Source organism: Streptomyces sp. NPDC026575 (assembly GCF_055567415.1).
In genome coordinates, this window is record NZ_JBVHQM010000008.1 from 236063 (window position 1) to 260986 (window position 24924).

General features: G+C 74.1%; 21 protein-coding genes. 9 read left to right on the plus strand and 12 right to left on the minus strand.

Features of this window, described 5'->3' with window-relative positions; all coding sequences use genetic code 11:
- Nucleotides 1-65: 65 nt before the first annotated feature.
- A complete protein-coding gene (locus ACZ4NB_RS13815; protein WP_467661130.1) occupies nt 66-713 on the minus strand; it encodes a TetR-like C-terminal domain-containing protein in 648 nt (215 codons plus the stop codon).
- A 52-nt stretch (nt 714-765) separates the two neighbouring features.
- Between ACZ4NB_RS13815 and ACZ4NB_RS13820 the strand changes: the two genes are divergently transcribed.
- A complete protein-coding gene (locus ACZ4NB_RS13820; protein ID WP_467661131.1) occupies nt 766-1764 on the plus strand; it encodes a hypothetical protein in 999 nt (332 codons plus the stop codon).
- A 39-nt stretch (nt 1765-1803) separates the two neighbouring features.
- On the opposite strand, the gene zapE is transcribed toward ACZ4NB_RS13820, so the two are convergent.
- A complete protein-coding gene (gene zapE, locus ACZ4NB_RS13825) occupies nt 1804-2928 on the minus strand; it encodes a cell division protein ZapE (RefSeq protein ID WP_467661132.1) in 1125 nt (374 codons plus the stop codon).
- A gap of 67 nt (nt 2929-2995) precedes the next feature.
- Here zapE and ACZ4NB_RS13830 point away from each other — a divergent pair, with 67 nt between their 5' ends.
- On the plus strand, nt 2996-3820 hold the full coding sequence (locus ACZ4NB_RS13830) for a pyrimidine reductase family protein (protein ID WP_467661133.1): 825 nt from the start codon (nt 2996-2998) through the stop codon (nt 3818-3820).
- A 156-nt stretch (nt 3821-3976) separates the two neighbouring features.
- Nucleotides 3977-4450 carry an indole-3-glycerol phosphate synthase gene (locus tag ACZ4NB_RS13835; protein WP_393488789.1) on the plus strand — a complete coding sequence of 158 codons (474 nt, stop codon included), beginning with the start codon at nt 3977-3979 and terminating at the stop codon, nt 4448-4450.
- A gap of 133 nt (nt 4451-4583) precedes the next feature.
- Here ACZ4NB_RS13835 and ACZ4NB_RS13840 read toward each other — a convergent pair whose 3' ends face one another.
- A complete protein-coding gene (locus ACZ4NB_RS13840; RefSeq protein WP_467661135.1) occupies nt 4584-5270 on the minus strand; it encodes an ABC transporter ATP-binding protein in 687 nt (228 codons plus the stop codon).
- A complete protein-coding gene (locus ACZ4NB_RS13845) occupies nt 5267-6367 on the minus strand; it encodes an ABC transporter permease (RefSeq protein WP_467661137.1) in 1101 nt (366 codons plus the stop codon). Before ACZ4NB_RS13845 ends, ACZ4NB_RS13840 begins: the two co-directional genes overlap by 4 nt.
- A 184-nt stretch (nt 6368-6551) precedes the next feature.
- Between ACZ4NB_RS13845 and ACZ4NB_RS13850 the strand changes: the two genes are divergently transcribed.
- The 4 genes from ACZ4NB_RS13850 to msrB all read left to right on the plus strand — a co-directional run bounded on the left by ACZ4NB_RS13850 (nt 6552) and on the right by msrB (nt 10425).
- Nucleotides 6552-7787: a sensor histidine kinase gene (locus tag ACZ4NB_RS13850; RefSeq protein WP_467661139.1), complete on the plus strand. Its 1236-nt coding sequence runs from the start codon at nt 6552-6554 to the stop codon at nt 7785-7787.
- Complete coding sequence (locus ACZ4NB_RS13855; protein ID WP_467661140.1) at nt 7784-8461, plus strand: response regulator; 678 nt, start codon at nt 7784-7786, stop codon at nt 8459-8461. The genes ACZ4NB_RS13850 and ACZ4NB_RS13855 overlap by 4 nt, the downstream gene beginning before the upstream one ends.
- Nucleotides 8462-8589: 128 nt before the next feature.
- Nucleotides 8590-9993, plus strand: a complete 1404-nt coding sequence (gene murC / locus ACZ4NB_RS13860; protein WP_467661142.1) for a UDP-N-acetylmuramate--L-alanine ligase — start codon at nt 8590-8592, stop codon at nt 9991-9993.
- Between the two features lie 21 nt (nt 9994-10014).
- A complete protein-coding gene (gene msrB, locus ACZ4NB_RS13865; RefSeq protein WP_467661144.1) occupies nt 10015-10425 on the plus strand; it encodes a peptide-methionine (R)-S-oxide reductase MsrB in 411 nt (136 codons plus the stop codon).
- A gap of 127 nt (nt 10426-10552) precedes the next feature.
- Here msrB and ACZ4NB_RS13870 read toward each other — a convergent pair whose 3' ends face one another.
- From ACZ4NB_RS13870 to treZ, 4 genes are all read right to left on the minus strand, one after another.
- Nucleotides 10553-11212: a 4'-phosphopantetheinyl transferase family protein gene (locus tag ACZ4NB_RS13870; RefSeq protein ID WP_467661146.1), complete on the minus strand. Its 660-nt coding sequence runs from the start codon at nt 11210-11212 to the stop codon at nt 10553-10555.
- Complete coding sequence (locus tag ACZ4NB_RS13875; RefSeq protein WP_467661272.1) at nt 11209-12159, minus strand: metallophosphoesterase family protein; 951 nt, start codon at nt 12157-12159, stop codon at nt 11209-11211. The genes ACZ4NB_RS13870 and ACZ4NB_RS13875 overlap by 4 nt, the downstream gene beginning before the upstream one ends.
- Nucleotides 12160-12222: 63 nt before the next feature.
- A complete protein-coding gene (locus tag ACZ4NB_RS13880; RefSeq protein ID WP_467661148.1) occupies nt 12223-13866 on the minus strand; it encodes a PucR family transcriptional regulator in 1644 nt (547 codons plus the stop codon).
- 62 nt (nt 13867-13928) lie between these two features.
- Complete coding sequence (treZ, locus tag ACZ4NB_RS13885) at nt 13929-15701, minus strand: malto-oligosyltrehalose trehalohydrolase (protein ID WP_467661149.1); 1773 nt, start codon at nt 15699-15701, stop codon at nt 13929-13931.
- Between the two features lie 199 nt (nt 15702-15900).
- On the opposite strand from treZ, the gene ACZ4NB_RS13890 reads away from it, so the two are divergent.
- Nucleotides 15901-16446: an FHA domain-containing protein gene (locus ACZ4NB_RS13890; protein WP_467661151.1), complete on the plus strand. Its 546-nt coding sequence runs from the start codon at nt 15901-15903 to the stop codon at nt 16444-16446.
- Nucleotides 16447-16655: 209 nt separating this feature from the next.
- Here ACZ4NB_RS13890 and ACZ4NB_RS13895 read toward each other — a convergent pair whose 3' ends face one another.
- The 3 genes from ACZ4NB_RS13895 to lpdA all read right to left on the minus strand — a co-directional run bounded on the left by ACZ4NB_RS13895 (nt 16656) and on the right by lpdA (nt 21178).
- The gene (locus ACZ4NB_RS13895) at nt 16656-17225 is read right to left on the minus strand and encodes a hypothetical protein (RefSeq protein ID WP_467661153.1); all 570 of its coding nucleotides are present in this window, start codon (nt 17223-17225) and stop codon (nt 16656-16658) included.
- Between the two features lie 408 nt (nt 17226-17633).
- Complete coding sequence (otr(A), locus tag ACZ4NB_RS13900) at nt 17634-19565, minus strand: tetracycline resistance ribosomal protection protein Otr(A) (protein WP_467661155.1); 1932 nt, start codon at nt 19563-19565, stop codon at nt 17634-17636.
- A gap of 176 nt (nt 19566-19741) precedes the next feature.
- Nucleotides 19742-21178 carry a dihydrolipoyl dehydrogenase gene (gene lpdA, locus ACZ4NB_RS13905; protein WP_467661157.1) on the minus strand — a complete coding sequence of 479 codons (1437 nt, stop codon included), beginning with the start codon at nt 21176-21178 and terminating at the stop codon, nt 19742-19744.
- A gap of 119 nt (nt 21179-21297) precedes the next feature.
- Here lpdA and ACZ4NB_RS13910 point away from each other — a divergent pair, with 119 nt between their 5' ends.
- Entirely contained in the window at nt 21298-22215 is a 918-nt protein-coding gene (locus ACZ4NB_RS13910; protein WP_467661158.1) for a LysR family transcriptional regulator, read from the plus strand.
- Nucleotides 22216-22222: 7 nt separating this feature from the next.
- On the opposite strand, the gene treY is transcribed toward ACZ4NB_RS13910, so the two are convergent.
- Complete coding sequence (gene treY, locus ACZ4NB_RS13915; protein WP_467661160.1) at nt 22223-24787, minus strand: malto-oligosyltrehalose synthase; 2565 nt, start codon at nt 24785-24787, stop codon at nt 22223-22225.
- Between the last annotated feature and the right edge of the window lie 137 nt (nt 24788-24924).

Sequence of the window (24924 nt, forward strand, 5' to 3'; positions counted from 1 at the left end):
GGTGACGTAACCCGCTCGTGTGTACCACGCACCCGCGCCGCCGGGAACCAGGCTGCGCGGGACGGTCACTCTTCCCGATCCACCAGGGAGTCGGCGGTCCGTGAGCCGGCCCGGCCGTAGTGCGCGATCAGCGGGAGGAACACCTCGTCGACCACCGCGGTGACATCGGCTTCCGAGGGGGCGCGATGGGTGATCAGCATCCCGCCGGCCACGAGGGCTACCGGAAGGGCGGCGACCCGGGCGGGGATCCGGGACGGATCGAGCTCGCCGCGCCGGGCCGCGCGGGCGAGCACCCCCGCCATCGCGCCCCCGTCGGTCTCGCGTGAGCGATCCGCCAGGAAGTCGTCGAGGTCGGTGCCGCGGGTCCGGCTGTCGGTGAGCACCTCCAGGACGGGGGTCATCGCCGACAGCCGGGTGGTGATCTGATCGAGCAGTGCGAGGACGTCGGTGCGCAGCGCGCCGGTGTCCGGTGGCGGCGGGGGCAGTGGCGGCGTGCGGTGCCGCAGGGCGGCCAGGGCCAGATCGCGGCGCTCGGGCCAGCGCCGGTAGAGCACCGTCCGGCTGGTGCGGGCGCGGGCGGCCACGCCCTCGTACGTCAGGTCGTGGTAGCCGACGGCGAGGAGTTCCTCCCAGGCGGCGTCCAGCAGGGCGGCTTCCAGCGCGGCGCCCCTGCGCCGGCGCCCCTGCGCCGCACCGTTCACATCTTTAGGCACAGCATGTATCTTACGTGGAAGATAAGATACGCGACGAACCTTAAGGGGAGCCATGCGTGGCAAGGGCGTGCAGTACGACACCGGAACCTTTCCGAACGGCGACACCACGAACCCCCGCTTCACCCCCGGCCTCGCGGCGCGCGACATGCGGGCCATCGCCGAGGATCTGCACTGCAACACCGTGCGCATCACCGGCGGCGACCCCGGGCGGATCAGCGCGGCGGCCGAGGCCGCGGCGGAGGCCGGGCTCGCGGTCTGGTACTCGCCGTTCCCCTGCGAGATGACGGAGGACCAGCTCCTGCCGTACTTCGTCGAGTGCGCGGACCGGGCCGAGGAACTGCGCCGCGCCGGGGCCGATGTCGTACTGGCGACCGGCTGCGAGATCAGCATCTTCAACCGCGGCTACCTGCCCGGCGAGACCTTCAACGACCGTTTGGAGCCGCTGCGCGCCGCACCGGAGGTGCGCGAGAAGGCGCTCGCCGCGATCCCGGAGCGGGTCAACGACTTTCTCGCCGAGGTGGCCGGGGCGGTCCGGCCGCGGTTCGGCGGTCCGCTCAGCTACGCGTCCATCCCCATCGAGCACGTCGACTGGACGCCCTTCGACCTCGTCGGCGTCGACGCGTACCGCAGCTCCCGCAACGCCGACACCTACCGCGAGGACCTGCGGGCGTACTTCGCGCACGGCAAGCCGGTCGTGGTCACCGAGGCCGGCTGCTGCGCCTACCGGGGCGCCGGCGACATGGGTGCGGCCGGCTGGCTCGTCGTCCAGCCGGACGGCACCGTCACGCCGGGGACCGTGCGGGACGAGGGCGAACAGGTCCGCTACATGGACGACTTGCTGCCGCTCTTCGAGGAGGAGGGGGTCGACACGGCCTTCTGGTTCAGCTTCGCCTGCTACGCCCTGCCGCACCGCAAGGATCCGCTCCGGGACGCGGACCTGGGGTCGTACGGCATCGTCAAGGTGCTGGACGGGGAGCGCGGCGACGCCGCCGCGCCCTGGGAGCCGAAGGAGGCGTTCCACGCCCTGGCCCGGCACTACGGGAAGCCGTAGCCCCCTTGCCGGATCGGCCGGGCAGGGCCCGGAGTGCCGCTACCCCGCCTCGCCGGCGACCAGCGGCTTGGCGTCGCGGGCCAGGGCCGTCAGGCGGGAGATCGCCCGGAAGTACTTCTTGCGGTAGCCGCCGCGCAGCATCTCGTCGCTGAACAGCTCGTCGAAGCCCTTGCCGGAGGTCAGTACGGGCACCTCGCGGTCGTAGAGCCGGTCGGCGAGGACCACCAGGCGCAGCGCGGTGGACTGGTCGGGGACGGCCTGGACGTCGGTGAGGCAGACCGCCTCGATGCCGTCGCACATCGCGCCGTAGCGGCTGGGGTGCACCTTCGAGAGGTGGTCCAGCAGGGAGGGGAAGTCGTCGAGCGAGGCACCGGGCGTGCGGTAGGCGGCGCGGGTGACGGTCTCGGTGTCGTACGGGGCGGGGGCCTCGGGCAGACCGCGGTGGCGGTAGTCCTCGCCGTCGATCCGCAGCGGACGGAAGTGGGCGCTCAGGCCCTGGATCTCGCGCAGGAAGTCGGCGGCGGCGAACCGGCCCTCGCCGAGCTTGCCGGGCAGGGTGTTGGACGTGGCGGCCAGCGCCACGCCGGCGTCCACCAGCTTGCCGAGCAGCGTGGAGACCAGGACCGTGTCGCCGGGGTCGTCCAGCTCGAACTCGTCGATGCACAGCAGCTTGTGGTCGCCGAGGGTGCGCACGGTCTGCTGGAAGCCGAGCGCGCCGACGAGGTTGGTCAGCTCGACGAAGGTGCCGAAGGCCTTGCGTTCGGCCGGGGCGGGGGTGGCGTGCCACAGGGAGGCGAGCAGATGGGTCTTGCCGACGCCGTAGCCGCCGTCCAGATAGACGCCGCGCGGACCCTTGGGGGCCACCGGCTTCCTGGCGAACCAGCGCCGCTTGGCGGTGCCCGCGCCCGACCCGGCGTCGATGCCGTCCGCGAAGTCGCTCAGAACCTGGACGGCCTCGGCCTGGCTGGGCTGCCGGGCGTCCGGGATGTAGGTGTCGAAGCGGGCGTCCTGGAAGCGCGGCGGCGGCACCATCTCGGCGACCAGGCGGTCGGCCGGGACGTGCGGGGCGCGGGAGGTGAGCGCGGTGGGCGCCATATCGTCCCCGTCGGCCGGCGGTCCGGCGATCGGGTCGGGCTGCGGGGAGGAGGGCTGGGAAGGTGACACAGCCGTCCAGCCTATCTCCTCGGCGGTATCCGCCGGTCCGCCGAGCGAGGCATGTCACACTGCCGCCATGCGACGCCTGTTCCCCCTTCCCGCCCCGCCAGCGACCCCCCTCGACGGCACGGACGCCGTGGCGCCGCCGCCCGGTCCCACCGACCGGGAGTGGACCCTGGACGAGCTGGCCGACGCCTATGCGTATCCGGCGCCGGACGATCCGGCGTACGCGCGGCGGGGCGGATGGCTGCGCGCCAACATGGTGTCGTCGATGGACGGCGCGGCGCATCACGAGGGCCGCTCGCAGCCGCTCTCCAGCGACGCCGACATGCGGATCTTCGGGGTGCTGCGGGCGCTCGCTGATGTCGTGGTGGTGGGCGCAGAAACGGTACGGCAGGAGGGCTACCGGCCGGCCCGCGCCCGGGAGGCGTTCGCCGCCCGCCGGGCCGCCGCGGGCCAGGGCCCGGCCCCCGCCATCGCCGTGGTCACCGCCGGTCTCGGGCTGGACTTCGGCCTGCCCCTGTTCACCGAGCCGCTGGTCCCCACCCTCGTGCTCACCGGTGCGGGCGCGCCGGCGGACCGGGTGGCGCAGGCCCGGGAGGCGGGGGTCGAGGTGCTCTTCGCCGGTGAGGGACTGGGCGTCGATCCGGCCCGGGTGGCCGGGGTGCTGGCCGGGCGGGGCCACGCCCGGCTGCTCACGGAGGGCGGACCGCGGCTGCTGGGGCAGTTCGCGGCGGCCGGAGCGCTGGACGAGATGTGTCTGACGCTGGCTCCGGTGGTCGCGGTGGGCGCCGCGCCGAGGATCATGAACGGACCCGCGGTCCAGGTACCCGAGCGGTTCGCCCTGGCCTCCGTATTGGAGGAGGCCGGGTTCCTGTTCACTCGCTACCGTCGGTCCTGACAAACAGCGGAATTATCTGTTCCGCTTAGCTTCCTTTGGGCACACTAAAAGCCAGCAGCCCTGTGTGGCGACGGGGCAGGATGGTTTCTGTCGGGTACCGCGAACCGCAGTGCCCCCAAGTCAAGAAGGGCGTCCGTCGTGTTCACGAGCGTATTGATGATCGAGAAGCCACTGACGCCCGCCGACGTGGAGTTTGTGACGACCCTGCACGGCGACGACCCGATGTCGTTCGTCGTCCTGATGCAGCCGCGCGGCAAGCAGGACGTCCTGCTGCGGGCCATCGACGACGTCGCCCTCGGCGAGTTCGACGACGCCGTGCGGGAGGGCGAGGAACCGGGAGGCAGAGCAGCGGACGCCCCCGCCGACCTCGCCCTGTCCCACACCCTGCAAGCGCTGCGCGACGCGGGCGCGGAGGCCATCGGGCAGGTGGTCGAGGCCCATCCGCTGGACCTGCTGCGCTCCGTCGTCGACGAGACCGGGGCGGACGAGGTGATCGTGCTGACCACCCCGCACTTCGTCGAGGAGTTCTTCCACCGCGACTGGGCCTCCCGTGCCCGCCACAAGGTCGGCGTCCCGGTGCTCAAGCTCTTCTCGCACGCCGCGGACGACCAACCCCAGGGGTCTGCCTGACGTCGCGTGCGCGGTCCGACCTCGCGTGCGGGGTGGGGGTACGCCACCCGGTTGGCGTACCCGCACCCCGCACGGGTGTACGGGGCGGGACGCACCGCCCCAGGGGCCGTCGGGAACAGTGCCGCAGTGGCCGTCAGGAACGGGCGCCGACCCCTGGACGCAGCCGCCCGTCCCGCACCTCCGCGATCTCGTCGGCCGCGCCCAGATGCGCGGGGTCGTGGGTGACCAGCACCGTCGCGGTGGCGCGCTGATGGGTGAGGGCGAGCAGCAGATCCAGGACCGCGGCGCCGCGTTGGTGGTCCAGCGCGCTGGTCGGCTCGTCCACCAGCAGCACGGCGGGATCGTTCATCAGCGCCCGGGCGATGTTGATCCGCTGCCGCTGCCCGCCCGACAGCTGGTGCGGGCGCCGATGGGCCTGTCCGTCCAGCCCGACCGCCGCCAGCAGCTCCAGCGCCCGGGATCGTGCCTTACGGGGCGAACGGCCGTCGAGATGGGCCATCACCTGCAGCTGCTCGACCGCGGTCAGCGAAGGCAGCAGATTCGGCTGCTGGAAGACCGTGCCGATCGTGGTGCGGCGCAGCGCCGTCAGCTCGCCGCGGCCCAGGCCCGTGGTGTCCGTACCGTCGATCACCACCCGCCCGCTGTCCGGGCCGATCAGCGTCGCGGCGACCGCGAGCAGACTGGACTTGCCGGACCCGGACGGCCCGATCACCGCGGTCAGACACCCGGCGGGCACGGACAGCGAGACCTCGTCCAGTGCGGTCAGCCGGGCGCCGCCGTCGGGGTAGGTGAGGGTCACATCGGTCAGTTCGAGGCTCATCGGGCACTTCCCAGGGCGGTCAGCGGGTCTACGGACGTGATGCGGCGGATGGACAGCGCGGCGCCCACGGCACCCAGCGCGATCATGACCAGGGCGGGGATCAGCACGGTGGACGGATCGAGCACGAACGGCACCGCGCCGCCGATCCCGGCACCCACCCCCGCCGCCACGGCGGTGCCCAGGCCCGTACCGATCACCAGCAGGACGACGGCCTGGCCGAGCGCGTCCCGCAGCAGAGAGCGGGTCGAGGCGCCCAGCGCCTTCAGCACGGCGACATCGCCGCTGCGCTGGATCGTCCACACCGTGAAGAACGCCCCGATGACCAGCGCGGAGATGGCGAACAGAAAGCCCCGCATCAGCTGCAGCGAGCCGTTCTCGGCGGAGTACGAGCCGATCGCCCGCAGTGCCTCGTCGGTCGTGACGGTCCGGGTGCCCAGCTTCGTGTCGGCGGCCGCCAGATCGGCGCTCCCGGTGGTGGACAGGGCCAGCACGGTGGCCTCCGTGGCGGGAGCGGAGCCGCGGCCCTGGCCCCCGGTGGCGCCCGACAGCCGCGCCCAGTCACCGAGCGCCGTCCAGACCACCGGGGTGTGGCTGTACATCGCCGCGCCCGACACCGCCGCGACGCGCAGCGTACGGCCGCCCAGCGTCAGCGACCCTCCGGCCCGCACCCCGAGGGACTCGGCGGCCGTCTCCGACAGCACCACCGCACCCTCGGCGACGTGCCCGGTGGCCGGGCCCAGCCGCGAACCCGGGCGCACCCCGAACGCCGACACCGCGGCCGTCCGCCCGTCCGCACCGGCCTTCGCCGTGGCGATCCCCAGCGGCTCGGCGGACCGCACGCCCGGCACCCGGGCCCACTGCCGTACGGTCCGCTCCGGCAGCCGCGAATCGGTGAAGGCGACCTTGCCGTCCCCGGCGGGTGCGGAGAACACCAGGTGGTCGGCGGGAAGTGCGGTGATCGCCGAGGTGTTCTCCCGGCCCAGGCCCGCGGTCAGGCCGGACAGCAGACCCACCAGCACCGTGATCAGCACGATGACGGTGCCCATCAGGGCGAACCGCCCCTTGGCGAATCTCAGGTCTCTCCAGGCGACGAACACCGGCTCTGCTCTCCTCGGATCCGGGCGCCGGACCCACTGCCCGGCGGCTGGTGTCCACCGTCGCCTCCCGGGTAGGGCCCCGACATCGCGCCGCGGAGTGGTTCACCGGCGTCGAAAGGTGCGCCCCGGGATCAACCCTTCGATTGATGCCGCAGGTGAAAGTGGCCCTTAGCCTGAAGAGGCCGTGACCGAAGAAGCCGTGACCGATCACTCCCTCACCCCCGCCCTGCGGGTCCTGCGCAGCTGCCTGCATCTGATGGTGGCCGCGCTGCTCGGGCTCGCCGCCGCTCGCGCGCTCGCCGACCACAGGCCGGACGCCCCGGCCGTCATCGCCACCGCCCTGGCGCTGTTCGCCGTGTACGCGATCGGCCCCAGGCTGCCCCGGCTCCGCAGCTCCGCGGGCGCCGCCGCCCTCTGGCTCGGCGCCGTGGGCCTCCTCTGGCTGGTGCTGCTCGCGCTCACCCCGGACGGCGTCTGGCTGGCCTTCCCGCTCTTCTTCGTCCAGCTGCACCTGCTGCCGCTGCGCTGGGCGCTGCCCACCGTCGCGGCCACCACCGTCCTCGCCGTCGCCGGATTCGGCTGGCACACCCACACCCTGAGCGTCGGCACGGTGCTCGGGCCCGCCCTGGGCGCCGCCGTCGCCGTCGCCGTCGTCCTCGGCTATCAGGCCCTCTACCGGGAGAGCGAACAGCGCCGCCGCCTCATCGAGGAGCTGACCGCGGCCCGCAGCGAACTCGCCGCGGCGGAGCACGCCGCCGGTGTGCTCGCCGAGCGCGAACGGCTGGCCCGCGAGATCCACGACACCCTGGCCCAGGGCCTGTCCAGCATCCAGCTGCTGCTGCGGGCCGCCGAACGCGCCCTGCCGGAGCGGCCCGGCACGGCCCTGGGCCATGTCCGGCAGGCCCGTACCGCCGCGGTCGACAACCTCGCCGAGGCGCGCCGCTTCGTCCGCGCGCTGAGCCCGCCCGACCTGGAGGCGGGGACGCTGCCCGCCGCCCTGGAACGGCTCTGCGCCACCACCGCCCGTACGTCCGGTCTCGCCGTGCACTGCCAGGTCTCCGGCGCCCCCACCGCCCTGCCCACCCCGCACGAGGTCGCCCTGCTGCGCATCGCCCAGTCCGCGCTCGCCAACACCGTGCAGCACGCCGCCGCCGACCGCGTCGAGCTGACCCTCAGCTACATGGACACCGAGGTCGCCCTGGACGTCGTCGACGACGGCGCCGGATTCGTCCCCGCCGAGGTGCCCGCACCGGGCTCCGCGGCGGCCTCCGGCACCGGCTTCGGCCTCGCCGCGATGCGCGCCCGGGCCCGCGCCCTCCAGGGCACCCTCGCCGTCGAGTCCGCCCCCGGGGAGGGCACCGCCATCGCCGTCACCCTGCCGTGCACCGCAGCACCCGTCACCCCGGAGGCCGCCTCGTGACCACCGCGGACTCTCCCGGGACGCCGACTTCGCCGCAGGGCGGGGCCGACATCATCCGGCTGCTGCTCGCCGACGACCACCCCGTCGTACGCGCCGGGCTGCGCGCCGTCCTGGAGACCGAACCGGACTTCGAGGTCGTCGCCGACGTCGCCACCGCCGAGCAGGCCGTCGAGCTCGCCGCGGGGCGCGACCTCGACGTGGTCCTCATGGACCTCCAGTTCGGCGGCCGGATGCTCGGCTCCCAGGCCACCGCCGCGATCACCGCCCGCCCCGACGCCCCGAGGGTCCTGGTGCTGACCACGTACGACACCGACGCCGACATCCTCGCCGCCATCGAGGCCGGCGCCACCGGCTACCTCCTCAAGGACGCCCCGCCGGAGGAACTGGCCGCCGCCGTGCGCACCGCCGCCGCCGGCAAGTCCGCGCTCGCGCCGACCATCGCGCTGCGCCTGATGGACCGGATGCGGACCCCCGCCACCGCGCTCTCCCGCCGGGAGACCGAGGTCCTCCAGCTCGTCGCCGACGGCCTGTCCAACGCCGCGATCAGCAAGCAGCTCTTCCTCAGCCAGGCGACCGTCAAATCACACCTTGTTCACATCTACGCCAAGCTGGGCGTGGACTCGCGCACGTCCGCGGTCGCCACCGCCACCGCCCAGGGCCTGATCCGCCGCTGAACAGCGGCCCGCGGACCCCGGCCGGGGTCCGCGGACCGGCGCTGTCGGTGCCGGGTGCGAGAATCGTCGGCAGCACGAAGAACGACAGCAGCACCGCTCGCGATGATCGACGATCAGGGAGACGCACCATGGCACCCGCCATCCCAGCCTCGATGGAACGGCCGCACTTCATCGGCATCGGTGGAGCCGGCATGTCGGGCATCGCCAAGATCCTCGCCCAGCGCGGCGCCCAGGTGGCGGGCAGCGACGCCAAGGACTCCGCGACCGCCCAGGCCCTGCGCGACCTCGGCGCCACGGTCCACATCGGCCACGCCGCCGGGCATCTCGCCGCCGACGCCACCAGCGTCGTGGTCTCCTCCGCGATCCGCCCCGACAACCCCGAGCTGGCCGCCGCCCATGAGCGCGGCATCCCCGTCGTGCACCGCTCCGACGCCCTCGCCTCCCTCATGGACGGCCTGCGCCCCATCGCGGTGGCCGGCACCCACGGCAAGACGACGACGACCTCCATGCTCGCCGTCTCCCTCGGCGCCCTCGGCCTCAAGCCGTCCTACGCCATCGGCGGCGACCTCGACGCCCCCGGCTCCAACGCCGAGCACGGCACCGGCGAGATCTTCGTCGCCGAGGCCGACGAGAGCGACCGCAGCTTCCACAAGTACGCCCCCGAAGTCGCCATCGTCCTCAACGTCGAGCTGGACCACCACGCCAACTACGCCTCGATGGACGAGATCTACGAGTCCTTCGAGACCTTCGTCGGCCGCATCCGCCCGGGCGGCACCCTGGTCATCGCCGCCGACCACCCCGGCGCCCGCGAGCTGACCGCCAAGATCTCCGGCCGCTACGACATCGAGGTCGTCACCTACGGCGAGTCGCCGGACGCCGACGTCCGCATCCTCAAGGTCAACCCCCGCGGCCTGACCAGCGACGTCACCGTCACCCTGACCAGCGGCAAGATCCTGACCTTCACCGTCTCCGTCCCCGGCCGGCACTACGCCCACAACGCCGTCGCCGCCCTGGCCGCCGGCGTCGCCCTGGACCTGCCGCCGCACAACCTCGCCTCCGCCCTCGGCAAGTACACCGGCGTCAAGCGCCGCCTCCAGCTCAAGGGCGAGGCCGCCGGCGTCCAGGTCATCGACTCCTACGCCCACCACCCCACGGAGATGACCGCCGACCTGGAGGCCATCCGCGGCGCCACGGAGGGCTCGGACAGCCGCATCCTCGTCGTCTTCCAGCCGCATCTCTTCTCCCGCACCCAGGAGCTGGGCGTGGAGATGGGCCAGTCGCTGGCCCTCGCCGACGCCTCCGTCGTCCTGGACATCTATCCGGCCCGCGAGGACCCGATCCCCGGCATCACCAGCTCCCTGATCATCGACGCCGCGCGCGCCGCCGGCGCCGACGTCACCGCCGAGAGCGACCAGACCGCCGTCCCGGACGTGATCGCCGGAATGGTTCGACCCGGTGACCTTGTTCTCACCATGGGCGCGGGCGATGTGACCGACCTCGGCCCCGCCATCCTGACCCGCCTGGGCAGCTGAGCTGAGGAGGAGGCACCCCAGATGCCGTACGAGATCGACAAGCCCGATGAGCAGTGGCGCGCCGAGCTGACCCCCGCCGAGTACCAGGTGCTCCGCCAGGCCGGCACCGAGCCCGCCTTCGTCGGCGAGTACACCGACACCAAGACCGCCGGTGTCTACTCCTGCCGTGCCTGCGGCGCCGAGCTCTTCCGCTCCACCACCAAGTTCGAAAGCCACTGCGGCTGGCCGTCCTTCTACGACCCCAAGGACTCCGAGGCGGTCGAGCTCATCGAGGACCGCTCCCACGGCATGGTCCGGACGGAGGTCCGCTGCGCCCGCTGCGGCTCCCACCTGGGCCACGTCTTCGAGGGCGAGGGCTACCCGACTCCTACGGACCAGCGGTACTGCATCAACAGCATCTCGCTGCGGCTGACGGCGGACGAGGGCGCATGACGGCCGACGACGCCTGACGGCCGACGGCGGCCGGCGCCGGACGAGGCGCGGGGCCGGCGGCGACTGGGTGGATCCCCGTCGCCGCCGGCCCCGTCGTCGTCAGCCGTGGGCCGTCAGCCCCGCCCCCTCACGCCGTCATGGCGATGGCCGTCACCACGAACCCGGACTCGACCAGCCACCCCCCGCTGAACTCCGTCAGCTCCTTGCCGTCGACGACGGGGCCGGGAACGAGGAGGCGGGCGGTGAACGTGGCGTCCGTCGGATCGAGGGTGAGCAGCGCGTCCTCGAAGCCCAGCCAGCGCTGGGCGAGGGGGTACCAGGCCTTGTAGACGCTCTCCTTGGCGCTGAAGATCAGCCGGTCCCAGCTGACGTCCGGCTCCAGGACCGCCAGATGGCGGAGCTGGGCGCGTTCCTCGGGCAGGGTGACCAGATCGATGACCCCAGGGTCGTCCACGGGCAGGTTCGGTTCCGCGTCCAGGCCGACCGTGACGATGTCCCGCCGGCGGGCCACCGCGGCCGCGCGGTAGCCGGCGCAGTGCGTCATCGCCCCGACGACGCCGTCCGGCCACTGCGGCGCCCGGTCGCGGCCGGGCAGCAGCGGCGCGGGCGCGAAGCCCAGCCGGGACAGCGCACTGCGGGCGCAGCTGCGTACGGTGCCGAACTCCAGCTGGCGCTTGGGCACGGCCTTGGCCACCAGCGCCATTTCCTCGGGGAACATCTCCGACAGGGGCACGTCCTGAAAAGCCTCGGCGGTCACGATCGGCGCGGGCAGCAACTTGTCGATCATGCGTGGCTCCCGGTGACGCCGGGCGCGACCGCGGCCGGGGCGGGCAGGATCTGGACCGGGCGGCCCGGTTCGCCGGAGCGGCGCTGCCATTCCCGCGGGTAGCCGAGCGACACCTCCTGATGGGGGACGCCGTCGCACATCAGCAGCCGGGGGATGTGCAGATGGCCGTAGACGACGGTGGCGGCGCGGAACCGGCGCGGCCAGTCGGCGGTCGCCTCCGTACCGCACCACAGGGCGAACTCCGGGTACCACAGCGGCCGGGTGGGCTCGCGCACCACGGGCCAGTGATTGATCAGGACGGTCGGCAGGTCCTCCGGGACGGCGGCGAGCCGGGCCTCGGTGGCCGCCACCCGCGCCTGGCACCATGCCTCCCGCGTCGGATAGGGATCCGGGTGCAGATGGAACTCGTCGGTGCACACCACCCCGGCCTCCTCGGCCTGGGCGAGCGCCTCCTGCTTGGACGTCAGTCCCGGCTTGCGGAAGGTGTAGTCGTAGAGGAGGAAGAGCGGGGCGATGACCGCGGGCCCGCCGACGCCCTCCCAGATCGGATAGGGGTCCTCCGGCGTCAGGACGCCCAACTGCCGGCAGATGTCCACCAGATGCTCATAGCGCGCCACACCGCGCAGCTGCACCGGGTCGTCCGGGGGCGTCCACAGCTCGTGGTTGCCCGGCACCCACACCACCTTGGCGAACCGGTCGCTGAGCACGCCGAGCGCCCAGCGGATATCGGAGACGTACTCGCCGACGTCGCCGGCGACCAGCAGCCAGTCGTCCTCGGACTGCGGTCTTAACCGCTCGACGATCTCGCGGTTCTCCTTGTAGCGGATGTGCAGATCGCTGACTGCCACCAGGGTGCCGCGCCCGCCGCCCCGTACGGAGCCGAAAGCGGGCGCGGTGGGGGCTGGGCCGGCGGCGCCGGGTTCTAGGGTGCGGATCTCATAGGTCACCATCGAAGTAAAGACGGTGCGGAGGGCAGAACGAAAGGCGGGGCGGGCGTGCAGTGGCGTCCGTCACCGGGCTGGTGGTGTCGGGGGCGGCGGGGGAACGGGTCGGGCGGCGGAGTGCCCGGACGGCGCGCCGCCGCGCCGGATGCGGGTCGCCAGCCACAGGTCGAAGCGGTCGTCGGGATCGTCGAGGCGGCGGCCGGTGAGGTCCATGGCCTTGTCCAGGCGGTTGCGCACGGTGTGCCGGTGGACGCCGAGCCGGCGGCTGGTGGCGTCCCAGGCGCCGCCGGTCTCCAGCCAGGCCGCCAGAGTGGCGATCAGCTCCTCGCCGTTGTCCGCGAGATCGAGCGGGCCCAGCACCGAGTCGGCGTAGCCGTGCAGCGTACGGCGGTCGCCGAGGTCGAGCAGCAGCCGGCTGGACCGGCTCTGCCGGGCCTCCTCCGGCTCGCCGCTGGACCGGCTGACGGCGAGCAGACCGGCGGCCTGGCGCAGCGACACCCGAACGGCTTCGGGCGCGGTGGCCGAGCCGATGCCCGCCGGGCAGTGCGGCGCGAACCGGGCGAGCACATCGCGGATGTCCAGCTCCTCGCCGACCACCGCCTCGATGAGCCGCCCCGGCGCGCCGCCCGGCGCCGCGTCGGTGACCCGGACCAGACCGCCGGGCATCGCCAGCGCCAGATCGGCGGCCGTCTCCTGGGCGGCGTCGGCACTCTCGTCCCCCGCCGTGTCTCCCGGCGGCCGCCCGGCACCGGCCGCACCGTCCCCGCCCACCGGCTCCACCACGACCCCCCGCACCCGCTCGGCGGTCAGCCCCACCGAGTGCAGCATGTCCCGGGCCCGGTCGGCGGACGGATCCTCGTCGGCCAGCAGCTCCGAGAGCAGCGCCGACCTGCGGCGGCGCTCCGGCTCATCGCGCAGATGCCGGCGCTCCAGCTCCAGGGAGAGCAGCGAGACCAGCCCGGGGACGACCGAACGGGCGGCCTCGTCCGGGCGGCCGGTGAGCAGCAGCAGCCCGCGCAGCCGCCGCGCACCCAGCGGCTGCACCTCCAGCTGCTGCCCCGCGGCCGTACTGGACGCGCTGCCGCGCAGCCCGCGCGTGGCGACCCGCTCGATCAGCTCGCGCGCCTGCGCGGGCGGTGGCTGCGGCTCGCGCCCGCCCGCCGCCAGCAGGCGCCCCAGCGGGTCGAGCACCGCGGCGCCGACCCCGGTCGCGGCCGTCCACTCGGCCAGCATCGGCCGCAGTCCCTCGCCGGCCGCCGCGGCGGCCGTCAGCCGCCGCTGGGTCGCGAACGCCCGGTGCAGCGCCGCACGCTGCTCATCGGCCCGCGCGTCGAAGACCGCCTTGGTGACGGCGATGAACGGCACCTCGTCCGGCACCGTCAGCAGCGGCAGGCCCGCCTCCTCGGCCGCCGCCACCAGTACGTCCGGCGCCTCCTGGTACGGCAGTCCCTGCCCCAGCCCGAGCGCCAGGCACGCGGCCCCGCCCTCGGCGACGTCCCGGACGTAGGCCCGGCAGGCGACCGGCTCCATCGGCAGCAACAGGCCGATGGTCATCAGCAGTTCGCCGCCCTGAAGCCACTTGCCCGGCGTCAGCAGATCCGAGACGGTCGCCGCCTCGACCGTGCGCTCCAGCAGCCGCGGCGGCACCTCGTAGGTGACCGACAGGCGGAGATCGGACCTGGCCAGAAGGTCGGAGATACGCAGGGGCACACCCCCAGTGTCCCTCACACACGGGCGCTACGGGCGCCACGGGCCCGGCACCGCCACCGGCTCTACGGGCTCAGGACCACCACCGACTCCGGCGGCAGCCGCAGCACCCCGTCCGGGTCGGGGAGCCGGGCCGCGGGCCAGCCCGCCAGCGCCTGCAGACCGGTGTCCCGGTCCGCCACCGGGATCTCCGCCGTCGTGCCCCGCCCCAGGTTGACCGCCACCCGCAGCGGGCCGCGCCGCAGCAGCAGCCAGCGGGCGTCCTCGTCGAAGCGGACGTCGGTGTGGCGCGGATCGGTGTCGGTCAGCGCGGGCAGCTCATGACGCAGCGTCAGCAGCGTACGGTGCCAGGCCAGCAGGCGGGCGTGGGGTGCGCGGGTGGGCTCGGACCAGTCCAGGACGCAGCGGTCGCGGGTGGCGGGGTCCTGGGGGTCGGGCCAGTCGCCGCTGTCGCCCGCCCACTCGTGTGCGGCGAACTCGCGCCGCCGGCCGGCCCGTACCGCCTCCGCCAGCTCCGGATCCGTGTGGTCGGTGAAGTACTGCCAGGGGGTGGTCGCCCCCCACTCCTCGCCCATGAACAGCATCGGGGTGAACGGCGAACACAGCACCAGCGCGGCGGCGCAGGCGAGCAGCCCGGGAGGCGCGCCGGCGGCGAGCCGGTCGCCGAGTGCGCGGTTGCCGACCTGGTCGTGCGTCTGGGCATAGGCCAGCAGCCGGTACGCGGGCGTGCGGTGCAGGTCCAGCGGTGCGCCGTGCACCCGGCCGCGGAAGCTGGAGTACGTACCGTCGTGGAAGAAGCCGCCGGTCAGCGTCTTGGCGAGGGCGGCGAGCGGGGCCCGCGCGAAGTCGGCGTAGTAGCCCTGCGATTCGCCGGTGAGCGCGGTGTGCAGGGCGTGGTGGAAGTCGTCGTTCCACTGGGCGTGCAGGCCCTGGCCGCCGCGCTCCCGGGGCGCGGTGGTGTGCGGATCGTTCAGGTCGGACTCGGCGACCAGGAACAGCGGGCGCCCCAGACGGCCCGCCAGCCCGTCCACGGCGGCGGACAGCTTGGCCAGGAAGTGCGGGGTCCGGTCGTCGTGCAGCGCGTGGACCGCGTCCAGCCGCAGCCCGTCGAGCCGGTAGTCGCGCAGCCAGGCGAGCGCACTGCCGATGAGGTAGCCGCGCACCTCGTCCGAGCCGGGCGCGTCGAGGTTGACCGCCGCCCCCCACGGCGTGTGGTGGGTCTCGGTGAAGTACGGCCCGAATTCCGGGAGATGGTTGCCCGACGGGCCGAGGTGGTTGTGCACCACGTCCAGGACGACTCCCAGGCCGAGGCCGTGCGCGGCGTCCACGAACCGCTTGAACCCGTCGGGCCCGCCGTACGGCTCGTGCACCGCCCAGGGCGCGACCCCGTCGTACCCCCATCCGTGGGTGCCCGGGAACGGGCAGACCGGCATCAGCGAGACATGGCTGATCCCCAGGTCGGCGAGGTGCCGCAGCCGCGCGGCCGCGGCGTCGAAGGTGCCCTCGGGGGTGTACGTCCCGATGTGCAGCTCGTAGAGGACCGCGCCGGGCAGCGGGCGGCCGGACCACGGATGCCGCCAGCCGAACCGGTCGTGCTCGACGACCGCGCCGGGCCCGCCGGGGCCGTCCGGCAGCCGCGCGGCGCGCGGATCGGGCCGCGGCGGCCCGCCGTCGAGCCGGAAGGCGTAGCGGTCGCCGTCGCGGGCCGGCGCCTCGGCGCGCCACCAGCCCGCGCGGTCGCCGTCCCGCTCCAGCGCGACCGGTGGCTCCCCGGCCCGGTCCCCCGCCCACTGGAGAACGACCTGCCCGGCCCTCGGCGCCCACACCTCGAACAGCACGGCCGTCCTCCTTCGATCGCGGCGGTTCCCACGAGCCAAGCATGCCGCCGCCCCGCCGGACAGTCCGGCGGGGCGGGCCGGGCCGACAATGCGCCAACGTGCTGGGCCGTTCCGGGGAGCCGGCCGACGTGACCGGGTCGACCGCCCCGCGCGCACACATCGCCTGGACAGCGGCTCGCGGTGGCCGGACAATCACGGCATGACTTCGCTGGAGTTCCCCGCGCGCCCCGCGCGCCCGTCGGATGCCGACCGGGAACGCGCCCTCGATCTGCTGCGCGACGGCGCGGCGCAGGGACGGCTGTCCCAGGACACCTTTCTGCGGCGCCTGGAACTCGTCCTCACCGCCCAGCAGCACTCCGAACTCGACCTCGCCACCGCCGACTTGGAGAGCCGCGGCAGGATCCAGGGCACAGTGCTGCGGATGGTCGGCCGGGTGTCCGCCTTCCACATCAGGGTGCGCAGGGCCTGGCGCACGGAGCGGCTGCCCAAGCTCCTGCTGCCGGAGCCGGGACCGTTCCCCCTGCTCATAGGGCGGGCGCCGGGGGCGGGTCTGCGCCTGAACCACGAGACGGTCTCCCGCGCCCACGCCGAACTCCGCAGCGCCGGCAAGGGCTGGATGCTGCGCGACCTCGGCTCGACGAACGGCACCTGCGTCAACGGCCGCCGGGTGGTCGGCGAGGTCCCCGTCGGCCCCGGCGACCACATCACCTTCGGCAGGGTGGACTACGTACTGACGGAGCGCTAGGGGTGCCCTGGGGCCCTGGGGGCGTGCCTAGGGGTGTATCTCGGGGGTGTGCGAACGCATTCCCTAGGGGTTGCGAGGGCCCCCTGCGGGGCCACAACGCGGGGGCCGGGGCGGGTATTCCCGTGCAGGGGTCAGGGCGGGCCTTCCCGCGGCGCACCGGCCACGCGACGATGATGCGCCGGCCACGCGCTGGTGATGCGCCGGGCGCGCTACTCGATGGTCAACCCGAGGCCGTCCGCCAGCCCCTTGGCCTGCGCGGGCGTCGTGAGGACCATGAAGCTGTCGTAGCCGCGGTTCGGCTCGCGTACGAAGTCGACGTAGCGGAACGCGCGGGAGTCGCCGTCGGGGGACAGCGCGGCGATGGCCTCGCAGGCCGCCGCCTGGTCGAAGTAGTCGTAGTTCGCCCCGAAGTGCTCGGCCGGGACGCGGACGCGCCGGCCGTTTCGGGTGAACTCCAGGATGTCGTCGCGGGATCCGCCGATCTCCTCGCCCTCGTGGAGCGTGACGTCGGTGACGGTGACCGCGCCGCCGGTGAGGGCGGCCGCGTTTTCCAAGAGGCCGGCGTAGTCCTGTTCCAGGACGTCGATGTCGTCGACGTGGACCGAGACCGCCACACCGAAATCCTCCAGCGCTCGCGCGGTCTCGTAGGGATCCAGTGCCTCGTGCGCGTAGTGGGCGCACTTCTGGAGAACGCTCCGTACCTTCTCCGGCGGCACCATGCCGATTTCCTGGAGGACCGCTCCCACACCCGCGTACGTCATCGATGAAGTGTTCGACATGGGGTGATCCTGCCAGCCGAGGGCCCCTCCCGTGGCCGAATCCGGCGGGCGGCCGGGGGCTGACCCCAGGGGGTGTCCCTCCGGCCTCCGTGGGCCTGCGGCGCCCGCCCGGCTCGCACCTCGCGGCGTTGGTGTCGCATCGCCCACGGACGCCCGGTCCGTGGGCGATGCCCGCCTTGCGCTCCGCCTCGGCCCTTCAGGCGCGCCGCGGACGCCGAGCCGCATCCGGAGCCTTCGGAACTCCTAGGGCCTGTCCGATGGGTCCTGGCCGGGCCCGCGACGCCTGGCACGGCACCTCGCGGCGTTGCCGAATCATCCCGATAGCTCCGCTATCGAGACGCTCCGGCGCCTTGCGATGCACCGCACCAGACGCCGCGGCCTTTCCGACCCCGACCCATCGGACAGGCCCTAGGGCGTGCCCCCGACCGGCGCCGCGTCCCGCCGTAGCGGGCGGTCGCCCGACGGATAGGACATCCACACCCCTTCGCCGTGCGTCAGCCCCGGCAACAGCCCCTCGACCTCCTGGACATGGCGGGCCGGCAGGGCGCCGCTCAGCAGCCAGGAGCGCCGGCCGCCGGAGGGCTCGCCGAGCTCCGCGCCCAGCGCGGCCAGCCGGGCGGTCACGGGCGCGAGCGCGGCGAGCGGGACCTCGGCCTCGAAGGCGTGGTACGGCTCGTACACCCGCGTGCCGGCCCGCTCCAGGGCCCGCAGCAGCACGCCGGGCGTCACCGCGCGGAAGTGCCCGGCCGTGCTGACCGGGCCGATGAAGCCGGAGCGGGTCAGCACCGCCCGGCAGTCCGTCACCGCCCGACCGTGCGGGCCCCGCCGCAGGGTCGCCAGTACGGTCTCCTCGACGGCCTGGTGGAAGCCGTGCGGAAGCGCCCCCAGTTCGGTCTCGTAGGCGAAGACCGGGCCGGAGCCGCGGGCGCCCGGTTCGACGCGCAGTCCGACCGTGGCCCAGGGCCCCGTGTGGCCGCGCCGGGCGATCTCGTGGAGCGCCTCGCCGACGCCGCACGGCCGCTCCACGCACACCACCCGGCTCGGCGCGAACGCGGCCTCGATGCCGTACTCCTGCCGCAGGGTGGCCGCGATGATCTCCTTCTGCACCTCGCCGTGCAGCAGCACCGACGTGGCGCCGTCGGGCGCCGGGCGGACCTGGAGCAGCGGGTCCTGGTCGGCGAGCGCCAGCAGCGCGGCGCGCAACGCCGCGGCGCGCGCCGGATCGCCCGCCCGGACGAGGGTTTCGAGGGTGGGGGAGGGGAAGAGGCCGGACTCGGTGGGAGCGCCGGTGGGCGGGCCGAGGCGGTCGCCGGTCCGGATGCCCGGCAGCCCGCGGAGCACCGCGATGTTGCCCGGGGTCAGCGGCCCGTCGTCGCCGGGCGGGCGCCCGACGACGTCGAGTGCGGTGATCCGGCCGGTCAGCGGGCCGCCCGCGCCGTCCGGCGTGCCCGGACGGTGCAGCTCGATCCGCTGCCGGGCCCGCAACTCGCCCTCGTAGAGCCGGACATGGGCGGTGCGCTCGCCCCCCGGCGACTGGTGCACGGCGAAGACGGTGCCGCGGGGTGCGGTGCCCGTGACCACCGGGGCCGGTGGGATCAGCCGGACCATGCCGTCGATGAGCGTGCCGACGCCCTGGCCGCCGAGCGCCGAACCGAAGTACACCGGGTGGAGCGAACCGTCGGCCGTGCGCGCGGCGAGGGCGGCGCGCAGCCCCTGCGCGGTGGGCGGCGGGCCCTCGACCAGCTGGGCCAGCACCGACTCGTCCGCCTCGGCCACCGCCTCGGCGATCCGCTCGCGGGCCCCCGGGTCCTCCAGGGTGTACGGCACCGAGCGCGCCCCCGGGGTGCCGAGGCCGGACACCGCCGTCATGGGGACGGCGGCCGGCGTCAGCAGGCGGCGGATGTCCGCGAGCAGCGCCTCGCCCCGGGCGCCGACCCGGTCGATCTTGTTGACGAAGAGCAGCGTGGGCAGCCGCAGCCGCCGCAGGGTCCTCATCAGCACCCGGGTCCGGGCCTGGACGCCCTCCACCGCGGACAGCAGCAGCACGGCGCCGTCGAGCACCCCCAGGGCGCGCTCGACCTCCGCGATGAAGTCCGAGTGCCCGGGGGTGTCGATGAGGTTGATCCGGACCTCGCCGACGGTGAAGGAGGCGACGGCCGAGCGGATGGTGATGCCGCGCTGCCGCTCCAGCTCACCGGTGTCGGTACGGGTGCTGCCGGCGTCGACGCTGCCGAGCCGGTCGATGGCGCCGGTGTCGAACAGCAGCCGCTCGGTGAGGCTGGTCTTACCTGCGTCGACGTGGGCGAGAATCCCGATGTTCAGGGTGTGCGAGACAAGCATGGAAGGTGGATTCCTCAAGAACGGTCGTCCGGACGGGGCGATGGGTCGTTCCGAGGAATCCGCGCATTCCGTGCTCCTGCTTCAGGGAGGGTCGTGCTGACCGGGCCATGTTGACCAGCGGGGCGCCCCCGCGCAACCGAATTGATGGCCCGGTCCGCGGGGGCGCCCCCGTCCGCTCAGTGCTGGTGCAGACCGCGGCCCGCCAGCGTCAGGAAGACCTCGCCGACCGCCTCCGACAGGGTCGGATGCGCGTGGACGTGCTGGGCGACGTCGGCGGGTTCGGCGTCCCAGGCGACGATCAGCTGGCTCTCCGAGATCATCTCCGAGACGTGCGGCCCGACGAGATGGACGCCGAGCACCACACCGGTGGCCTCGCCGCCCGCACCGTCGGCCGCCGCGATCACCTTCACCATGCCGCCCTGGCCGTGCACCATGCCCTTGGCGGTGGCGGCCAGCGGCATCGAGTTGACCTTGATCTCCAGGCCGCGGGCGCGCGCCTCGGCCTCGGTCAGACCGACCGACGCGGTCTGCGGCGAGGAGTACGTCACCCGCGGCACGGTCGTGTAGTCCACCGGCCGGGTGGGGACGCCCGCCAGCGTCTCGGCCACCAACAGGCCCTCCTCGAAGGAGGCGTGGGCCAGCCCCAGCGACGGCGGCGGCAGCAGATCGCCGACCACGTGGATGCCCGGTACGGCGGTCTCCAGCCGCGACCAGTCCGCCGGCACGACGAACCCCCGGGCGTCCGTGGACAGTCCGGCGGCCTCCAGGCCGAGCCCGTCGCTCACCGGGGCGCGCCCCACCGCCACCAGCAGCCGCTCGGCCTCGACCACCAGCTCCTCGCCCCCGGCGGTGGTCACGGTGGCCCGCACACCGTCCGGCAGCAGCTCGGTGCCGGTGAGGGTGGCACCCGTACGGACGGTGATCCCGCGCTTCTTCAGACCGCGCGCCAGGTGGCGGCCGACGTCCTCGTCCTCCAGCGGGAGCAGCCGCTGCGCCGCCTCGACGAGCGTGACCTCGGCGCCCATGGAGCGGTGGAACGAGGCGTACTCGACGCCGATCGCGCCACCGCCCAGGACCAGTACGGACGCCGGGAGTTCGGCCGCGAACAGGGCGTCGTCGCTGGTCACGACGCGTCGGCCGTCGGCTTCCAGACCGGGCAGCAGACGCGGCCGGGAGCCGGTGGCCAGCACGATGCCGCGCCGGGCGGTCACATCCCCGGCGCCCTCGATGTGGACCGTGCGCGGACCGGTCAGCCGCGCCGAGCCCTTGACGACCCGGACCTGTGCCGTCGACAGGTGCCCCGCCACGCCCTGGTGGTTGCGGGCGACGATGTTGTCGCGGGTGGCCACCAGCGCCGGCCAGTCCAGGGCGTCGACGGTGGCCTTGACGCCCCACCGCTCGCGGGCCTCGGCGATGCCGTCCACCAGCTCGGCGGCGTGCAGCATGGCCTTGCTGGGGATGCAGCCGCGGTGCAGGCAGGTGCCGCCGATCAGGTCGCGCTCGGCCAGGACCACCCGCAGGCCCAGGGAAGCGGCGCGCAGAGCGGTGCTGTAGCCGCCCGTGCCGCCGCCGATGACGACGACGTCTGTGGTGTGGGAGTCTGTCTCACTCATGCGATCAGGCATGGGTTCAGACTCCGCCCACCTGCGGCGATGAGTCCAAGGCAATGTTTCTATGGTGGTGATGAAGGGTCTTCATGGAAGGCCGGGCGTGCGGTGGGAGGGGCGGGGCGATGAGCCTGCGGCAGATGGAGTATCTGGTGGCGGTCATCGAGGAGGAGTCCTTCACCCGCGCCGCCGAGGCGCTGCACGTCACCCAGTCCGCGCTCTCGCACCAGATCAAGGCGCTGGAGCGGGAGGTCGGCGGCCCGCTGCTGGAGCGGATGCCCCGCGGGGTGCGGCTGACGGCGATGGGCCGGGCCTACTTCCCGCACGCCGAACTCGCCGTCCGCAGCGCCCGGCAGGCCCGTCGCGCCGCGCTGGCCGCGAACGGTGCGCAGAGCGGCGAACTGCATATCGCGACGGTGCACGCGCAGGCGATCGGGGTGCTGCCGGAGGTCTGCGCCCGCTGGACCCGCGAGCACCCCGGGGTGCGCCTGGTGCTCCACGAGTACGCCACCACCGAGGAGCTGGAGGAGCATATGGCGCGCGGTGTCGCCGACATGGCGCTCGGGCCGGGTCCCAAGGACTGGCAGGGGCCGGTCACCGTCGTGGGGCGGGAGCGGATGGTGCTGGTCGTGCCGCACGGCGATCCGCTCGCCGCCCGCGAGTCGGTACGGCTGGCCGAGCTGGCGGACCGGCCCTGGGTGCGGTGCAGCCTGGAGCCGATGGTCGGGGGCCGGCGCTGGCTGGACCTGGAGTGCGAGCGGCTGGGCTTCACCCCGCGCACCGCCGTCCGCACCCAGCACAGCTCGACCGCCGTGCGGATGGCGTCGGCGGGCGTCGGCGTACTGCTCACCGCGGCCCACGAACTGCGCGGCCTGGACTGCGCTTGGGTGCCCACCGACCCGCCGTGGCGGCGCGAGATCACGGTCTTCTCACGGGTCGAACTGACCGGCGCCGCCGCGGAGTTCACCGAGCTGCTGCGCTCGGCCGACGGGGCCGGGGACGAAATCCGCCGGCCGGTACGGACGGGGCCGCACAACAGCTGACGAATCGTCAGTCGCGGACCAGCAGTGCCACCGGCGACTCCTCCAGCAGCTCGCTCAGCCCCACCACCGCGCCGCCCGGCAGCTGTCGTCCGCTCAGCAGCTCGCGCCACGTTCCCCCGGAGGGCAGCCGGAGCCCGGTGTCCCACCAGCCGCCGGTCTCCACCAGCCGCAGCGACAGCCGGGTCACCGCCGTCAGCACCCGCCCGCCGCGACAGAACGCCACACAGTGCTCGGCCGCCGGCCCCTCGGCCTCCACCGGCTCGTAGTCCGCGGCGGCGCCGAACCACTCGGGGTGCGCGCGCCGCAGCCGCAGCGCCGCGGCCGTCAGCCGCAGCTTCTCGCCGTCCAGATCGCGCGGCGCGGCCCCGCCGTCCAGCTCGGCGAGCAGCTCCGGACGGAACCGGGCGGGCCGCCGGTTGTCCGGGTCGACCAGCGCGGCGTAGCCCAGCTCGGTGCCCTGGTAGAGATCGGGGACGCCGGGCATGGTCAGATGCAGCAGCGTGGCACCCAGGACGTTGGCCCGGATGAACGGGGCCAGCTCCTCGCCCAGCGCGGCGAGCGGGGCCGCCGCGGGACCGCAGGGTCCGCCCAGGACGAACTCCGCCACCGCCTCCTCGTAGTCCGCGTTCCGCTCGGTCCACGAGGTGCGCAGCCCGGCCTCCCGTACGGACTTCAGGACCGCGCCCGCGACCCTGCTCCAGCTGTCGCTGGGAGGTGCCCCCGTCGCCCCAGGCTCCTCGGCGGGCGCGCCCAGGCCGAACGCGGTCTGCCAGACGAGCCAGGACACCATCGGGTCCGCCGGGCCCGCACCGTCCATCGAGCCCGCCGCGGCCCCGCACACCGCGGCCTCACCCATCGCGCCGAGCGCGTCCCGCCACCGGTCCGGGCACTCCGACAGCACCGCGATCCGCGCCCGCACATCGGCGCTGCGCTTGGTGTCGTGCGTGGAGAGCACCGTGGCCGTCGCCGGCCAGTCCCGCTGGATCCGGGCGCAGTAGGCGTGGAAGGCGTCCGGTCCGCGCGCGGGCTCCCCGGGGTCGCCGCCGACCTCACAGGCGGACAGCAGCACCGGATAGCGGTAGAAGGCGGTGTCCTCGACGGACTTGGCGCGCAGCGCGGACGCGGTCTGGGCGAAGCGGGCGGCGAAGTCGGCGCGGTCCGCCTCGTGCTGCTCCGGGTTGGTCCCGACCGGGGTGGCTCTTTCCGGGGTGGTTCCCTCCGACCCGACGGCCTGCCCTCCCGCCTCCGCCTCGCCCGGCCACCGGCCCAGCGCCAGATCGTGGACCAGGTCCACCGCGCGCGCCTCCTCGGCCACCTGGAACGCGCCGCGCGCCCGCACCGCCGCCTGCCCCAGCATCGCCGCGTCCGGCACCGCCCGCGTCGCGTCGGCGGCGTACGGCCGGTAGACCGGCAGCCGCACCAGCAGCTCCCGGATCGCCTGCCGCAGCGCCCAGGGCGCGTGGTCACCGGGCCGCGGGTCGCGCGCGCTGATCCGCGCCGCGGTCCGCACCAGCCGCTCGACCTCCGCGGCCAGATCGTGGGTGACGACCTCGTACGCGGCCCGGCGCACCGTCTCCTCCCAGTCGCCGCCCTCGTCGGCCAGCGGGGTGACGAAGTCCCGGTAGTGGGAGAAGAGCCGCCCGGAGCCCTGCGGGCAGACGAAGAGCCCGTCGATGTGCCGCAGCGCGTCATAGCCCGTCGTACCGGCGCAGGCCCAGCTCGCCGGCAGCTGCTCGTCGCCGCTGAGGATCTTCTCGACGACGGTCCAGCGGCCGCCGGTCGCCTTGTGCAGCCGGGCCAGATAACCGCCGGGGTCCACCAGGCCGTCCGGGTGGTCGATCCGCAGCCCGTCGATGACGCCGTCGCGGACCAGCCGCAGCGCCGTGGCATGGGTGGCCGCGAAGACCTCGGGATCCTCGACGCGCACCCCGATCAGCTCCGAAACGGTGAAGAAGCGGCGGTAGTTGAGCTCGCTGCGGCCCAACCGCCACCAGGCCAGGCGGTACCACTGCGCCACCAGCAGGCGCGGCAGCGGCAGGTCCTCGGTACCGGGACGCAGCGGGAAGGCGTGCGCGTGATAGCGCAGCACCCCGTCCTCGGCGTCGACGCGGAAGTGCCGCGCCTCGTCGCCGAGCGGCCCGTGGAGCACCGGCAGCAGCATCCGCCCGCCGTGCCCGCCGTCCCAGTCGATGTCGAACCACCGCGCATACGGGGACGCCGGCCCGTCGCGCAGCACCTCCCACAGCGGGCGGTTCAGCGCCACCGGCTCCGGCACGGCCATATGGTTCGGCACGAGGTCGACGACCAGCCCCAGCCCGTGCGCACGGGCCGTCGCCGCCAGCGCCCGAAGCCCCCGCTCGCCGCCCAGCTCGGCCCGTACCGCCGAGTGGTCCACCACGTCGTAGCCGTGTGTGGACCCCGGCACCGACTCCAGCACCGGGGAGAGATGCAGATGGGAGACGCCCAGCGCGGCCAGATGGGGGACGGCCCGCTCGGCGGCGGCGAACGGGAAGTCCGGCTGGAGCTGCAGCCGGTAGGTGGCGGTCGGCGACGGACTCGATGGCTGCGTCATGGGAACACCCGTACCCCGCGCGGGGCCCGATGTGTCATCTCCTTCCGGCATTGTCATCACCCGAGCGCTTCGGCCCGCCGACCCGGGCCCGGCCGGTCCATGCGGCGACGGGGGGTGAACTAATCTTCGATCCACGC

Excerpts from the sequence above, each read along its gene's own strand:
- ACZ4NB_RS13820 (WP_467661131.1), top strand. The coding sequence starts at position 766 with ATGCGTGGCAAGGGCGTGCAGTACGACACCGGAACCTTTCCGAACGGC.
- ACZ4NB_RS13830 (WP_467661133.1), top strand. The coding sequence starts at position 2,996 with ATGCGACGCCTGTTCCCCCTTCCCGCCCCGCCAGCGACCCCCCTCGAC.
- ACZ4NB_RS13835 (WP_393488789.1), top strand. The coding sequence starts at position 3,977 with ATGATCGAGAAGCCACTGACGCCCGCCGACGTGGAGTTTGTGACGACC.
- ACZ4NB_RS13840 (WP_467661135.1), bottom strand. The coding sequence starts at position 5,270 with ATGAGCCTCGAACTGACCGATGTGACCCTCACCTACCCCGACGGCGGC.
- murC (WP_467661142.1), top strand. The coding sequence starts at position 8,590 with ATGGCACCCGCCATCCCAGCCTCGATGGAACGGCCGCACTTCATCGGC.
- msrB (WP_467661144.1), top strand. The coding sequence starts at position 10,015 with ATGCCGTACGAGATCGACAAGCCCGATGAGCAGTGGCGCGCCGAGCTG.
- ACZ4NB_RS13870 (WP_467661146.1), bottom strand. The coding sequence starts at position 11,212 with ATGATCGACAAGTTGCTGCCCGCGCCGATCGTGACCGCCGAGGCTTTT.
- ACZ4NB_RS13890 (WP_467661151.1), top strand. The coding sequence starts at position 15,901 with ATGACTTCGCTGGAGTTCCCCGCGCGCCCCGCGCGCCCGTCGGATGCC.
- ACZ4NB_RS13895 (WP_467661153.1), bottom strand. The coding sequence starts at position 17,225 with ATGTCGAACACTTCATCGATGACGTACGCGGGTGTGGGAGCGGTCCTC.
- lpdA (WP_467661157.1), bottom strand. The coding sequence starts at position 21,178 with ATGAGTGAGACAGACTCCCACACCACAGACGTCGTCGTCATCGGCGGC.
- ACZ4NB_RS13910 (WP_467661158.1), top strand. The coding sequence starts at position 21,298 with ATGAGCCTGCGGCAGATGGAGTATCTGGTGGCGGTCATCGAGGAGGAG.
- treY (WP_467661160.1), bottom strand. The coding sequence starts at position 24,787 with ATGACGCAGCCATCGAGTCCGTCGCCGACCGCCACCTACCGGCTGCAG.